At 59.7% G+C, this 14561-nt stretch carries 12 protein-coding genes; 6 read left to right on the top strand and 6 right to left on the bottom strand.

Annotated elements, in window-relative coordinates; genetic code table 11:
* Positions 1-33: 33 nt before the first annotated feature.
* From C2E25_RS12195 to C2E25_RS12175, 5 genes are all read left to right on the top strand, one after another.
* A complete protein-coding gene (locus C2E25_RS12195; protein WP_103116010.1) occupies positions 34-465 on the top strand; it encodes a hypothetical protein in 432 nt (143 codons plus the stop codon).
* Positions 462-878, top strand: coding sequence for a hypothetical protein (locus C2E25_RS12190; RefSeq protein WP_103116009.1), 417 nt, complete (start codon positions 462-464; stop codon positions 876-878). The genes C2E25_RS12195 and C2E25_RS12190 overlap by 4 nt, the downstream gene beginning before the upstream one ends.
* Before the next feature lie 36 nt (positions 879-914).
* Positions 915-2267 carry a response regulator gene (locus C2E25_RS17980; protein WP_199177426.1) on the top strand — a complete coding sequence of 451 codons (1353 nt, stop codon included), beginning with the start codon at positions 915-917 and terminating at the stop codon, positions 2265-2267.
* A 473-nt stretch (positions 2268-2740) separates the two neighbouring features.
* Positions 2741-5398: a valine--tRNA ligase gene (locus C2E25_RS12180; protein ID WP_103116008.1), complete on the top strand. Its 2658-nt coding sequence runs from the start codon at positions 2741-2743 to the stop codon at positions 5396-5398.
* Positions 5399-5665: 267 nt separating this feature from the next.
* Positions 5666-6331, top strand: a complete 666-nt coding sequence (locus C2E25_RS12175) for a spondin domain-containing protein (protein ID WP_103116007.1) — start codon at positions 5666-5668, stop codon at positions 6329-6331.
* A gap of 60 nt (positions 6332-6391) precedes the next feature.
* On the opposite strand, the gene ptsP is transcribed toward C2E25_RS12175, so the two are convergent.
* The 4 genes from ptsP to C2E25_RS12155 form a co-directional block, all read right to left on the bottom strand.
* Entirely contained in the window at positions 6392-8692 is a 2301-nt protein-coding gene (ptsP, locus tag C2E25_RS12170; RefSeq protein ID WP_103116006.1) for a phosphoenolpyruvate--protein phosphotransferase, read from the bottom strand.
* A 657-nt stretch (positions 8693-9349) separates the two neighbouring features.
* Positions 9350-10354 carry an ABC transporter ATP-binding protein gene (locus tag C2E25_RS12165; RefSeq protein ID WP_103116005.1) on the bottom strand — a complete coding sequence of 335 codons (1005 nt, stop codon included), beginning with the start codon at positions 10352-10354 and terminating at the stop codon, positions 9350-9352.
* Positions 10351-11313, bottom strand: coding sequence for an ABC transporter ATP-binding protein (locus C2E25_RS12160; protein WP_103116004.1), 963 nt, complete (start codon positions 11311-11313; stop codon positions 10351-10353). Before C2E25_RS12160 ends, C2E25_RS12165 begins: the two co-directional genes overlap by 4 nt.
* Before the next feature lie 137 nt (positions 11314-11450).
* A complete protein-coding gene (locus C2E25_RS12155; protein WP_103116003.1) occupies positions 11451-11843 on the bottom strand; it encodes a winged helix-turn-helix transcriptional regulator in 393 nt (130 codons plus the stop codon).
* 138 nt (positions 11844-11981) lie between these two features.
* Here C2E25_RS12155 and C2E25_RS12150 point away from each other — a divergent pair, with 138 nt between their 5' ends.
* The gene (locus tag C2E25_RS12150) at positions 11982-12980 is read left to right on the top strand and encodes a YhdH/YhfP family quinone oxidoreductase (RefSeq protein WP_103116002.1); all 999 of its coding nucleotides are present in this window, start codon (positions 11982-11984) and stop codon (positions 12978-12980) included.
* A gap of 86 nt (positions 12981-13066) precedes the next feature.
* Here C2E25_RS12150 and C2E25_RS12145 read toward each other — a convergent pair whose 3' ends face one another.
* Together C2E25_RS12145 and C2E25_RS12140 are read right to left on the bottom strand one after the other, a co-directional pair.
* A complete protein-coding gene (locus C2E25_RS12145) occupies positions 13067-13267 on the bottom strand; it encodes a cold-shock protein (protein WP_085010291.1) in 201 nt (66 codons plus the stop codon).
* A 252-nt stretch (positions 13268-13519) separates the two neighbouring features.
* A complete protein-coding gene (locus C2E25_RS12140; protein WP_103116001.1) occupies positions 13520-14371 on the bottom strand; it encodes a DUF3014 domain-containing protein in 852 nt (283 codons plus the stop codon).
* Positions 14372-14561 lie beyond the last annotated feature (190 nt).

Here is a 14561-nt window from a genome sequence, read left to right as displayed (position 1 = left end):
ATGACTGAAGAGAAGCCGGCCGGAGAAGGGTGTATGGCGGGTTCAGAGTCCTTGAAATTGGTTGCGCATCGCGGTGGTTACGATCTGCTCTTTTCAGTCTCGGAGCTGGTTGAGATCGTTGCCGCCGATACCCTGCAGTGGGAAACTGACGATAATTCCGGGTTGCGCGCCTGCCGTTTTCGTGGTGAACTGCTTGCGATGCCGGATTTCACTGATTTTCTCGGACCGGCACCCGCGGAAGGGGCTATGAACAGTCATCTGCTGGTTGTTACGGGCAGATTTGCCCCTTTTGGGGTGCTGGTCGGCGACGTTTGTGGTATTTTCGCGGCAGGCCAGTTTCGTTACCGTGATCTGCCGCCGATGTTGCGGGTTCCCGGGCGGCAGTGCTACATTCGTCTGGCTTTCCGGCAGGACAAAGTGTTGCTCTGTTGCGACGCCGCCGGGTTGGAGGCCTGTGGCCAATGATGAGTCCGGACGCCCGCCTGGCCCTGTTTGGGGAAAAGAGGGACGCCCTCGCCTGCCACGCCAACCTGATCGAGGCTGTTTTTGAGCGGCCCGCAGTTTTTGTTCTTCCCGGGATTCCCGACGGTTTTGAGGGGATCTGCCTGTTCCGGGATGAACCGGTGCCGGTGCTTGGCCGACAACAGTTCTTTGATGGTTTGACCCTGCAGGGTGATGACCTTGCCATCTGCAGGTCCGAGATGGGGCTTGTTGCTGTTCCGGTTGCCGCCGGCGGCCGGATTGTTGAGATTGCCGAGGGGCGCATTGAAACATCCCGGGAAGATGTATCTGAGTGCATGGCCGATTGTTTTATTTATCAGAATCTGAGATATCCGTTGCTGGATCTCGATAAATTGCTGCTGCAGTTGCAGCCCTGAGCCCGATGTGCCTGTGTTGACACAAGGAGGCATCCCATGAGTAAAAGGCTTTTGCTTGCCGATGACAGTATTACTATCCAGAAGGTTATCGGCATCACCTTTGCCAATGAAGACTTTCAACTCGACATTGTCGACAACGGAGATGCCGCCCTGCAGAAGGCGCGGGTTGATCGTCCCGATCTGATTCTGGCCGATGTCTACATGCCGGGTAAAAACGGTTATGAACTCTGCCGGGCGGTCAAGCAGGATCCCGGGTTGCAGGGTGTTCCGGTGCTGTTGTTGACCGGGACCTTCGAGCCGTTTGACGAAGACAAGGCCCGACAGGCCGGTGCGGATGACTGGATCTCCAAGCCGTTTGAATCCCAGGCCCTGATTGACAAGGTTGAAGAACTTCTGACCTCCGCCGCGATACCGGAAGCTGCGTCGGTTGCCCCGAGTGCCGCCGAGAGTGCCGAACGCCCCGTGGTTGAGCCGGTTCGGGAGGTTGCCGAGCCCGCGGAGATCGCTTCGGCCGATGTCGAACCGATTGTGGAGCTGGCCGAAGATGACCTCTGGGCTGAAGAAGATGCGTTTGACCTGGTCGAACCTGAAGCCCCGGTTACCGATATCGCGTCGGCGGCCGATGCCGGTTCCGAGGTGTCACCCGTTGCCGACGATGATGTTTGGGGGACGGTTTCCTTCGACGAAGATGAATTGCTGACGACCCCGGTGGAAGAGGTGGCGACCGGTTTGGGAGCGGAGGTTCCGCAGACTGAAACCACCTCGGCTGACTCGACCGACATCTGGCAGGATACCGAAGAAGAGATCTTTGACCTTGATGATGTCGACATTATCGACGAAGAGGACCTGCTGGTTGATGAGGCCGCCGTCAGCGAGGAGCCGGTCAGCGGTTTCAATCAGGTATTTGAGTCTCCTGACGTGCAGCCTGCCGCCCCGGTGGTTGAGCCTGCCGCCCCGGTGGTTGAGCCCGCTGCCCCGGTGGTTGAGCCCGCTGCCCCGGTGGTTGAGCCCGCTGCCCCGGTGGCTGAGCCCGCTGCCCCGGTGGCTGAGCCTGTCGCCGCTTCGATTGAGCCGACTTCGGTGGGAGACGATACCTTCCAGTTGTCGGACGACCTGCCCGAACAGGCCCCGGAGGTTGTTGAACCGGTCGCATCCATCTCTTCTGCGGATGAGTTTGCTGCTCCGGTCGAATCTCCCGCCGCTGTTGTCGAAGAACAGGTCGCGGCCCTGAGCGAGGAGCAGCTTGAGGCCATTGTCGAGAAGGTCGCGTCAGCCATTATTGAGCGTCTGGCGGGAACCATCCTTGAGAAGGTGGCTTGGGAGGTTGTTCCCGATTTGGCCGAAAACCTGATCAAGGAAGAAATCGGCAAGATCAAGGCTGCCGTTTAGGCCCGGTCGAGTCATCGTGAGAAAAGTCCGCCTGGACGGCGGACTGAGATATTGACGCTGGAAGTGGGGATTGCTAGAATCCCCACTTCTTTTTTTCGAGGGCGCCGGCTTTTTCATCAACTCTGTGTTGCAGACCCGCTTCGCTTGTGCGACGTAGCTGCCGCTACGTCTCCGCGCTCATTGGGCTGCGCCTTGATTTGATAAAAAATCCGACGCCTTGAGACGGTGGTGCGGATATGGGCCTGGCCAACGTTGTTGAACCTTTGCTGGCCGGCTTTTTCATCAACTCTGCGTTGCAGGCCCGCTTCGCTTGTGCGACGTAGCTGCCGCTATGCCTCCGCGCTCATTGGAATGTGCCTTGATTTGATAAAAAATCCGGCGCCTTGAGACTGTGGTATGGAATATTGGCCTGATCGTGTGATGTTGAAACTTTTTCAAGGTCGGTTGCAGGCCATGTAGAGAGGCTGTTGAAAATGAAAAAAAATCTACCGAAAGGTTATGAACCTCATCAGGTCGAAGTGAAGTGGTATGCAGCCTGGGAAAAGGACGGTCGCTTTGCTGCCGACGAAACCTCTCCGCGCCCACACTATTCGATCGTTATCCCGCCGCCGAACGTGACCGGCGTGCTGCACATGGGGCATGCCCTGAATAACACCCTGCAGGATATCCTCTGTCGCTGGAAACGGATGACAGGACACGAGGTCCTCTGGATGCCGGGCACCGACCACGCCGGCATCGCCACCCAGAACGTGGTCGAGAAACAGCTCGCCGCCGAGGGAGGCGACCGCCATGAACTCGGGCGCGAACAGTTTGTCGCGCGGGTCTGGCAGTGGCGCGAGGAATCGGGCGGCCAGATTATCAATCAGCTCAAGCGGATGGGAGCCTCCTGTGACTGGCAGCGGGAACGCTTCACCATGGACGAGGGACTGTCCCGGGCGGTGCGCGAGGTGTTCGTCAGCCTCTACGAGGATGGTCTGATCTACCGCGCCAACCGGTTGATCAACTGGTGTCCGCGCTGTCATACCGCGCTCTCCGACCTGGAGGTCGAACACGACGACAAGCGGGGGCATCTCTGGCACCTGCGTTACCCGGTGATCGGAACCGACCGCCATCTGGTGGTCGCCACCACTCGGCCCGAAACCATGCTCGGTGACAGTGCGGTGGCGGTCCATCCCGAGGATGAGCGCTATGCCGACCTGGTCGGCAAGAAGGTGTTGCTGCCGCTGGTCAACCGGGAGATTCCGGTGGTGGCCGACGAATACGTCGACCGGGAGTTCGGTTCCGGGGCGGTGAAGATCACCCCGGCGCACGATTTCAACGACTTCGAGGTCGGCAAACGTCACGACCTGGAGCAGATCAACATCTTCGACGCCTCCGGGGTGGTGAACGAGAACGGCGGTCCCTACGCCGGTCTGGACCGCGACGAGGCCCGCCGGAAGGTTCTGGCCGATCTCGAGGCGCAGGGGTTGCTGGAAGGGACCGAGGATCACGCCCACGCGGTCGGCGAGTGTTACCGCTGCAGGACGGTGATCGAACCCTATCTCTCCAAGCAGTGGTACGTCAAGGTCGGCCCGCTGGCCGCCGAGGCGATCAGGGCGGTCGAGGATGGGAGGACGAAGATCGTTCCCGCGCAGTGGGAGAAGACCTACTTCGAGTGGATGAACAATATCCAGGACTGGTGCATCAGCCGCCAGATCTGGTGGGGTCACCAGATTCCGGCCTGGTTCTGTGACGACTGCGGCGAGATCACCGTCAGCCGTGAAGACGCCACCGCCTGCGGCCACTGCGGCAGTGACAATCTTCGCCGTGAAACCGATGTCCTCGACACCTGGTTCTCCTCGGCCCTCTGGCCCTTTTCGACTATGGGCTGGCCGGACAGGACCGCGGCGCTGGAGAAGTTCTATCCGACCTCCTGCCTGGTGACCGGTTTCGATATCCTCTTCTTTTGGGTCGCGCGGATGATGATGATGGGCCTCAAGTTCATGGGCGAGGTGCCCTTCAAGGAGGTCTATATCCACGCCCTGGTGCGCGATGCCCAGGGGCAGAAGATGAGCAAGAGCAAGGGTAACGTCATCGATCCTTTGACCGTGGTCGAGGAGTATGGGACCGACGCCTTCCGCTACACCCTGGCGGCTTTTGCCGCCATGGGCCGTGATATCAAGCTCTCCACCGAGCGGATCGCCGGTTATCGGAATTTCGTCAACAAGCTCTGGAACGCCAGTCGTTTCGCGCTGATGAACCTGGACGATTTCCAGCCGGCCGGAAAATCGTTGTCCGGCATGGATCTGTCGGCCGCCGACCAGTGGATTCTGACCCGGTTGAAAGAAACCGCCGAAGCGACCAACCGCGCCCTGGCCGACTACAAGTTCAATGACGCCGCCGGCACCCTCTATGCCTTCACCTGGCACCAGTTCTGCGACTGGTACATCGAACTGATCAAGGATGATCTTTACGGTGAGGATGCCGGGGCCCGGGAGCGGGTGCAGACCGTCCTCTACACTGTGCTGGAGCAGCTGTTGCGGCTGCTGCATCCCTTCATGCCCTTTGTCACCGAGGAAATCTGGCAGACCCTGCCGGGGGAACGTCCGCAGCCGAGCATCATGCAGGCGGACTATCCGGAGGGTTCGGAACTGGCGGCCGACGCCGAGCTGGCCGGACGGATGGAGCAGGTGATGGAGGTGATCAAGGCGATTCGCAATATCCGCGGGGAGATGGATGTCGCGCCGGGAAGGCTGGTCAGCGCCGTACTCGACTGCCGCGACCAGGCCGCTGCGGCCGTGGTTGCCGAGGGGGAGGGCTATATCCGCTCTCTTGCCAAGGTTGATGAACTCAGCTACGGAGTGAAGGTCGAACGTCCCGCCCAGGCGGCGACCCAGGTTGCCGGGAATATTGAAATCCTGCTGCCGCTCACCGGTCTGATCGATGTCGCCGAGGAGGAAAAACGACTCGGCAAGGAGATCGCCAAGGTGCAGAAGGATGTCGATTTCTTCACCAAAAAACTCTCCAATGAAAAATTCGTCGCCAATGCCCCGCCGCAGGTGCTGGAGAAGGATCGCGCCAAGCTGGCGGCCGCCGAGGAGAAGCTCGGCATTCTCAGGCAGAGCCTGGAGAAGATTCATGCGCTGAAATAGATCATCGCGCCTGAGCCGGATGACTGATCAAACCAATGCCGAAGCAAATGCTTCGGCATTGGTTTTTTGGCGTCCGGGAAACAATGGGCAGAAGACAGTCATCCTCCCCGTTCATGTTCTCTTCTCCCATCCCTTTCTTTACCAAAGCTTTAACCAGCCTTGACCTCAGCTTTAATTCCCCCTGTTAAGGTTGTTGCCCGGTCAAAAGGGAGAGATGTCCTTACGTTCGGCCGGTGAAGCGCGTTCAACTATTGAAAGGGGATCGTCATGAAAAACAGTCGCATGTTGACCGGTGTCTGTGTTGCCATCCTGCTCAGTCTGGTGACCAGCGGTCTGGCCCTGGCTGATGGCGGTAAGATGTATCAGGTGACCATCACCAATCTGACCCAAAAGCAGGTTATCACCCCGCCGCTGCTGATCAGTCACAAACGGGGATTTGAAGTGTTCCGCATCGGGCAGGCCGCCAGTGATGAACTGGTGGCGCTGGCCGAAGGTGGGGATACCCAGCCGCTGGCGGCAGTGCTGGGAACGCGGGATGATGTTCTCGATCTGGCTGTTGCCGGCGGGCCGATCCTGCCCGGGACATCGACCACAATGCAGGTTCGAACCCGGGGAAAATTCAATCGTCTCAGCGTGGTCGGCATGCTGGCCACCACCAACGATGCGTTCTTCGCGCTGCAGGGTGTCCGGGGCCGTTCTGACCGGCAGATTGCCCTGACGGCCGTGGCCTATGATGCGGGCAGCGAAGCCAATACTGAGCAGTGCGCACACATCCCCGGTCCTCCCTGTGGCAGTCAGGTACGTATGACGACCGGGGCCGAGGGATTCATCCATGTCCACAACGGCATTCACGGCATCGGTGATCTCAACCGGGCCGCGATGGATTGGCGCAACCCCGTTGTCCGGGTGACGATCGAAAAGGTTAACAGGTAAGACCGGCCAGGGGGGACAGGACCTGGTTCTGTCCCCCCGTGAGAGGGACGTCCGGAAAATTCATCCGGTCTGGGTAGCGCGCAGGATATCAATCAGGTGGGAGCGGATGGCGATGCTGTCACCCAGTTTGAGGACTCTGTCGGCGGCGTTTTCGGCCGTGGGCAGGTCGAGGTCACGCAGAAAGGCCTTGGTGCGGGGAATGAAGGGCGCCGGCATCGAGAATTCGCGCAGGCCGAGGCCGATCAGTAGGAGCAGGTTGAGCGGATCGGTCGCCATCTCTCCGCAGAGACAAAGCCCTTTGTCGTGTTCGGTGGCGACCTCGCAGATACAGCGAATGGCCTGCAGTACCGCCGGGTGCAGAGGATCATAATACTTGTTGACCAGCGGATTGTTGCGGTCGGCGGCGAGCAGATACTGCACCAGGTCGTTGGTCCCGAGAGCGAAAAAATCAACCAGTTCCGCGAGCTGGTGGGCGATATGGATCGTTGCCGGAACTTCGATCATAACCCCCAGCGGCATATTGTCGGCGAAGGGAATGCCTTCGTCTCTGAGGGTCTGCTCCGCCTGGCTGACTACTGCCCGGCAGGCCTTGACCTCTTCGATGCTGGAGATCATCGGGAACAGCATCTTGACCGGGCCATGGACGCCGGCCATGAGGATCGCCTCGATCTGGGTGCTGAAAATGTCCGGGTTGTCCAGGGAAACACGGACTGAACGCCAGCCCATGAAGGGATTGTCTTCAGTGGGGGGCGCGAAATAGGGCAGGGCCTTGTCGCCGCCGATGTCGAGGGTGCGGATGGTGACCGGCTGGCCGGCGAAGCCTTCCACCACCTTGCGGTAAAGGCGGTACTGGTCCTGCCGATCGGGGAAGTTGCCGCGTGCCATGTAGGGGAATTCGGTTCGGTAGAGGCCGACCCCGGAGGCCCCGTTGCGCAGCGCGACATCGACATCACTGACCAGGCCGATGTTGGCCCGCAGGGTGATATTGGTACCGTCCCGGGTGACCGCGGGCAGGTCGCGCAGGCTGTCAAGCTTGTGCAGCTCGCGGTTGCGGTCTTCCTCCAGTCGGCGATATTCCTCGACAATGTGATCGGCCGGCCGGATGTAGAAAGTTCCCGAGTTGGCATCGAGAATGATCGGGGCTTCCGGTTCCAGTTTCCGCAGTAGGCCCTTGACCCCGACCAGAGCCGGGATGCCGAGTGATTTGGCCATGATGACCGCGTGCGAGTTGTTTTCGCCAGCCTCGGTGACGATACCGAGGATCTGTTCATGGTCGAGGGCCGCCATGTCCGAGGGCAGCAGTTCCCGGGCGACGATGACCCCCGGCGTCTTCAGATGCAGGGTCTGCTGGTCGTGGCCCGCCAGGCTCGCCAGGATACGCCGGCCGATGTCGTCCATGTCGGCGGCGCGTTCCCGCAGGTAGGCGTCTTCCATGTTGCTGAAGGCCGCCAGGTAGTCGCCGACCACCTTTTTCAGCGCGTAGGGAGCGCTGTGTCCCCTGGCGATTTCGCCGTCCAGTTTGTCCAGGAAACTGCGGTCCTCGAGGATCATCAGGTGGGTATGGAAGATGGCGGCATCCTCGTCGTTGAGACGTTCAGATACCCTTTTTTCCAGAAATAGGGTCTGGATGCGGGTTTTTTCCAGGGCATCCTGCAGCCGTTGCCGTTCCTGTCGCGGATCGATGCCGTCTTCATCGAGAATGTCGGTAAAGCCGAGGCGTTCATCGAGCAGATGGGCGGGGCCGATGGCGACTCCCGGATAAGCGACTTTGCCTTTCAGGACCGGGTGAGGTTCAGCGGGTGGCTTGTCTGCGTCATTTTCTTCCACAATCCCAGGCAGCATGTCCCCACGAGCCTGCAGGGTGTCGAGCAGGCGGGCATTGACGACGATGGAGGCGACCTGGAAGGCAATGGTCGACAGGGCGCTGATTTCTTTTTCAGTGAAGTCGCGCCGTTCGGTGGTCTGGATGACAATCACCCCGACCGGCTGCCTACGGTCGAACAGCGGGATACCGAGAAAAGAGTGGTAGCGCTCTTCGCCGGTCTCGGCGAAGTAACGGTAGCGGGGATGGGATTCCGGTTCCTGGATCGACACCGCCCGTCCCTCGTCGACCGCCAGTCCGGCCAGCCCCTCATGGACGCCCATGCTGACCATGCCGACGGCGTTGCTGGAGAGCCCGCAGGTAGCACGCAGCCGCAGCGTGCGCTGGTCGTCATCGAGCAGATAGATGGAACAGACTTCGGTCTTCATTCGTCGCGCGACCAGGGCGACGATATTGGTCAGGGTTTCGTCGAGGTCGTGAGACTGGAGGATGAGAGCGCTGATATCTTCGAGGGTGCGCAGCCCGAGTTGTTCCGGCATGGTCTGTTCCCGCTATCAGGGTGTTGAAATGTCAGGTTCCCCAGGCTGAGTAAAAATGTCCAGATGCCAGGCGTCCGCACCCCCGCGTCATAAGGCATACCGGAAGGTACGTCGTTGACGCGGGGGAAGAACAACGCCGCAGATGGGCGTTGTTCATCAGACGGCTGAGGGTGTGCCCCATGATAGCCAATCGCTCGCTGAAACGGCAAAAAAAAACGCCGCCCGGGGGAGAGAGGTCCCGGTGCGGCGTATAAAGGGGCAGGAGTTTTTGTATCAGTCCTTGGAATCCCCGACATGTTGACAAATTTACTAAGCAATCGGCGTGCCAACTTTGTTTTTGTGCCGGGCCGGCGTGTTAAGGCCTGTTTTTGCTCATTTTTGTGGCTGAAACTGGTGAAAACGGCTGATTTTCACCGCACCTTATCCCGGGGAGGATATCGTCACGGGGCGTTGGTCGTCATTTCGGCGTTCGCATCCAGTGGTAAGACCATTTGGTGGTGTGCCGCTGATGACACACTGTGCAGGGTTGGTGTGTCAGTCGGGTCTCAGTTGGGTTCCATTCAGCATGAATTTGTTGCTTCCGGTATGACCAATTGTCGCGGCCGGTACCGGCGAGCGGGCTACAGGCAGTTGGGGTTCGGATTGTCAGGGGTGCCGTCAGGAGTCTGACGGCCGGTTGCGGAATTTGCCGACTTTTTCACTGAAATGGCAGGCGGAAAGATGCCCGGGAGCCTGCTCTTCAAGAGCGGGCTCCTGTTGTCTGCAGATCTCTTCAGCATAGGGGCAACGGGGATGAAAGGTACAGCCGCTCGGCGGTGAGATGGGAGAGGGAACTTCTCCGCTGAGGTGGTGCGGTTTGCGTTTCCGTTGCGGGTCAGGTTCGGGAATGGCGTTGAGCAGGGCTTCACTGTAGGGATGCCGCGGTGCCCGGTAGATTTCGATGGCCGATGCCAACTCGACGATGCGGCCGAGGTACATGACCGCGACCCGGTCGCTGATATGTTCGACCACTGCCAGGTCATGGGCGATGAAAAGATAGGCCAGGTTGAATTCCTTCTGGATATCGCTCAGCAGGTTGATGACCTGGGCCTGGATCGACAGGTCGAGGGCCGAGACCGGTTCGTCGGCGATGATCAGCTTCGGTTGCACCGCCAGCGCCCGGGCGATGCCGATCCGTTGACGCTGACCGCCGGAGAATTCGTGAGGATAACGCGACAGATGCTCGGGGCACAGGCCGACCCGATGGGCAAGGTCGGTGACGGCTTCCGACAGTTTGCCGTTGGTGACCAGGCGATGCAGTTTGAACGGCTCGGCGAGGATGTCGAAGACTTTCTTGCGTGGATTCAGCGAAGAGAAGGGATCCTGAAAAATCATCTGCAGATCGCGCCTGATCGGTCGCAGTTGGCGCTGGTTCAGGGTGGCGATATCCTGCCCCTGAAAACGGATCTCACCCTGGTCGGGGTCGATCAGACGCAGGATCAGGCGCCCTGTGGTCGATTTTCCGCATCCCGATTCTCCAACCAGTCCCAGGGTTTCGCCGGGGAAAATCTCGAAATTGATGCCCGCCACCGCCTGCAGTTTCCGCACCGGACCGCCGAGAGGACCCCCTTTGACGGTAAAGGATTTTCGCAGATCGCTGACTTTCAGCAGCGGTGCTGTCATCGGTTCCTCCAACAGCGTGCCCAGTGGCCGGGTTCGACCTCCCGCAGCGGCGGACAGCCTTCGACGCAGGGACCGAAAGCTTCCGGGCAGCGGTCCCTGAAACTGCAACCGGCCGGCAGGTTGCGGACGTCGGGAACCTGGCCGGGAATCGGGTCGAGCCGTTCGCGGACGTCCCCAAGCCGGGGGATGCAGGACAACAGGCCGCGGGTATAGGGGTGCAGCGGGTTGCCGAACAGGGATGTGGTGGTGGCGGTTTCGACAATCAGGCCGGCATACATGATCGCCACCCGGTCGGCGTTTTCAGCCACCACGCCGAGGTCGTGACTGATCAGCAGTGTCGCCATGTCGCGGCTGCTTTTCAGTTCGGCCAGCAGGTCCATGATCTGCGCCTGAATCGTGACATCGAGGGCGGTGGTCGGTTCGTCGGCGATCAGCAGTTGTGGGTCGCAGGCCAGGGCCATGGCGATCATCACCCGCTGGCGCAGCCCGCCGGAGAGCTGATGCGGGTAGTCCAGAAGCCGTTGTTTCGGCTCGGGAATGCCGACCTGCTCAAGCAGCCTGGCTGCGGCAGAGGTTGCTTCCCTCCGGTTCATGCCCCGGTGCAGGCGCAACACTTCGAAGATTTGGTCGCCGACCCGGAAGACCGGGTTGAGCGACGTCATCGGTTCCTGGAAGATCATCGCGATCCGGTTGCCGCGAATACGCCTGATTTCCTCCTCGGGAAGCAGCAGCAGATCTTCCCCGGAGAACTCGATCCGGCCCTCGGCAATCCGTCCCGGTTCGGGAACCAGGCGCAGGATCGAGAGAGCAGTCATCGATTTGCCGCATCCCGATTCACCGACCAGGGCCAGAGTTTCCCCGGCATCGATGGTGATGTCGATGCCGTCGATGGCCTTGAGGGTTTCCGGACCGGAATGAAAATAGGTTTTCAGGTTGTGGATTTCCAGCAGGTTCGGCATGGCGGGTCCGGAGGCAACGGGGATGGTTAACGACCCCTCGGTGGTTGCGGTTGAGCACGGCGATCCAGAGTTAAATGGACTTTACACGCTCACAGGGGGTCGGTCAACCATCCCGGATGAGCGTGCAGGAAGGTTGCTCAATCCGGTGGCAGGCAGGGTTGCGGAGGCTGCAGGCCGACGCGTCGCATATGTTCGCGGCCCCAGTTGCACATCCCGGACAACATCGGTTTCAGGGTCCGTCCTTCATCGGTCAGCGAATATTCAACGCGGGGAGGAACCTCAGCATAGATTTCCCGGTGTACCAGCCCGTCCCGTTCCAGTTCGCGTAGCTGTTGGGTGAGCATTTTCTGGGTAATCCCCTTGACGCGACGTCGCAATTGGGAAAAACGCAGGGTTCTGAAGCTCAGGTGCCAGAGGATGACGGCTTTCCATTTGCCGCCGATGATATCGAGAGTGACGGCAACCGGACAGCTATAATCAGGGCTCTGCCAGGGTTGCTCCTGGCCGGCGAGGGAGGGTTCGGCATTCATGGGATCTCCGGAAAGCACAATAGTATCCTTTTGGTGTGTAGCAAACAATAAAGTAGCTACTTGACGAAAATACACCGTGCTGTAGAGTAAAGTCTGCTTTGGTTCTTTTGTCAACCCGCTTCCCGTAAGGAGAATCTGATGAGTGAAAAGTTCAAGGCCTTCTGGATTACCGAAAGCGAACCGAAAAAATACAGCCGCGAAGTTGTTGAGCGCGGTATCGACGATCTTCCCACGGGAGACCTGCTGGTGCGGGTGCGTTATTCGTCGCTCAATTTCAAGGACGCCCTTTCCTCTGTCGGCAACAAGGGGGTGACCCGCAAGTTTCCACATACCCCGGGTATCGATGCCGCCGGCGAGGTGGTCAGTTGCGCAGACGGTCGTTTCCGTCCCGGCGACCAAGTGCTGGTGACCGGACATGATCTGGGTATGAATACCGCCGGAGGGTTCGGCCGGTACATCCGGGTTCCTTCCAGTTGGGCGTTGCCGCTGCCGACGGGACTGACCCTGGCGGAAAGCATGATCCTCGGTACCGCCGGGCTGACGGCCGGGCTTTCGGTGCAGGCGCTGGTTGGCGCCGGAGTTGTTTCCGATGACGGCGACATTCTGGTCACCGGGGCGACCGGTGGCGTCGGTTCCCTGGCGGTGGCGATTCTGGCGGCGGCCGGTTACCGGGTTGTCGCCTCGACCGGCAAGCAGAGCGAACATGATTTCCTCAAGAGCCTGGGCGCCGCCGAGGTTATCAGCCGTGACGCGGTGACGGAGAACAGCGAGCGGCCGATGTTGTCCGAACGCTGGGCGGGGGCGGTCGACTGTGTCGGCGGCACCACCCTGGCGGCGGTTCTCAAGGCGACCCGCGCCGGCGGCAGTGTCGCCTGTTGCGGCCTGGTCGGATCGCCCGACCTGCCGATCAATGTTTTCCCCTTCATCCTGCGCGGCGTCAGCCTGTTCGGTATCGATTCGGCCGAATGTGACGATCAGCGCCGCGCCCGGGTCTGGGCAAATCTCGCCGGAGAATGGAAGCCGGCCCGGCTCGGCAAGTTGAGCCGCGAGGTCGGGCTCGACGGACTGGGCGCGGAAATCGACAAGATGCTCAAGGGGGAGTCCCACGGCCGGGTGCTGGTGAATCTCGATCTGTAGTTTTTGGAATCACGGATTCAGGTTAATAAAAAAGCCCCGGAGCATCTGCTCCGGGGCTTTTTGTTCGACCTGTGCTTTGTCAACGCTCAGATTTTGCGCACGCCGCTGGCCTGAGGGCCTTTCTGCCCTTCGGTGACGTCGAAGCTCACGCGCTCGTTTTCGGCGAGAGTCTTGAAGCCGTCACCTTCGATCTGGGAAAAGTGAACGAAAACGTCCGGGCCATTGTCCTGCTCGATGAAACCGAAACCCTTCGCTTCGTTGAACCACTTCACGGTACCTTCAGCCATTGTGAATCTCCTTGTGTCCCGTTCCGGGACATTTTCTTTGCGGTGCGGCCTTGCGTTGCTGATAAATAAAAACCGCCCAGCCAAGAAGGTCTGCGCGGTCGATTCCTCATCGATGAGCTTTTGAACCTGTTCAGCAATAAAACCAGCACACTGTTTACACTTGAACCGTACGCTAGCATGGGTGCGTGTCGATGGCAAGTTTTTTTTTCGACCTGAATCGGTGATGAACTCACTTGATTCAGGTTTGAGCTTTCAGCCGCTTCCGGAACCGACCAGCCCCTGGCGCAGGGAGCGCAGCTTCTGTTTGACGCGGCGCATGTTTTCGGGCCCGCAGCGGATCAGCATTTTCTGCCCGGCGGAGAGGTTCTCCAGTCCCGGGTTGACAAATTTGAAACGGTGGATGTGGCGGATGACCTTGATCGGCTGCACCGGGTCGGGGGTGCTGAGCAGATGATCGATAACCTGGATCAGTCGGTCGTTGAAATAGCCGGTCCGGTTGCCGGTCTGGCGGTAGGCCTGCTGGAAAAGGGGGTAGAGACCGCGGTAGATATGCAGCAGAATGGCATCGGGAACCGCCTCGAAAAGTTCGACGTAGGGGGTGTAGCGCCCGGCGTTGGCCTTGTCGATCAGCTGTTCATCTCCCTTGCCGATGGTGATGAAGCCCGGTTTCGGGGGGCGCAGGGGCAGGTGCTGACGAGGAATGGTGGTTTCGGGGAGATTGTCGATGGTAACAACCAGTTTCTGGATGAAATGGTTGAGGATCAGCAGTGAACGCAGTCGCTGGTTTCGGATCAGTTGCGTGACGCGTTCCTGCAGGTAGCCGTCGGTCTGTTCGAGATTGTCCGGGAAAGGGGGCTCCGTCGGCCCTTCTCCCTTGACCTCTGAGGGTTTTTCCGGCAACGCGACCGGATGGCGGGGCGGCAGGGGATGATGTTCCTGTGGCTTGCTGTTGTCGGCACTCCGGTTTTTCTGCGGTGCTGTCGGCTGGACTCCGGTCTGCAGCACCGCGTCCAGATGGTCGCCGTATTTGTCGTAGAGGGACCAGCCGCCGTAGAAGGCGAGCAGCAGGACCAGCAGGGCGATGGCAAAGGTTTCGAGTTTCATGAGGGTCAGGTCATCGTCTCTCTGGTTGAATTCCGCATCGCTTCGTCCTCAGCTTAGGGGAAGAACGGCACAACGTCAAACCTTCTTCGTAACCCATGTTTTTGCCGTGGTCATGTTCGCCAAGTCCTGCTAGGCTCTGAAAATTATTTCGCGGCGACAGTGTTGAAGATTCCTTCCGTCTTTTTTTATC

The sequence above is a fragment of the Geothermobacter hydrogeniphilus genome (assembly GCF_002898515.1).
In the GTDB taxonomy this organism is placed as follows: Bacteria; Desulfobacterota; Desulfuromonadia; order Desulfuromonadales; family Geothermobacteraceae; genus Geothermobacter_A.
This window is presented reverse-complemented; position numbering and strand designations above follow the sequence as displayed.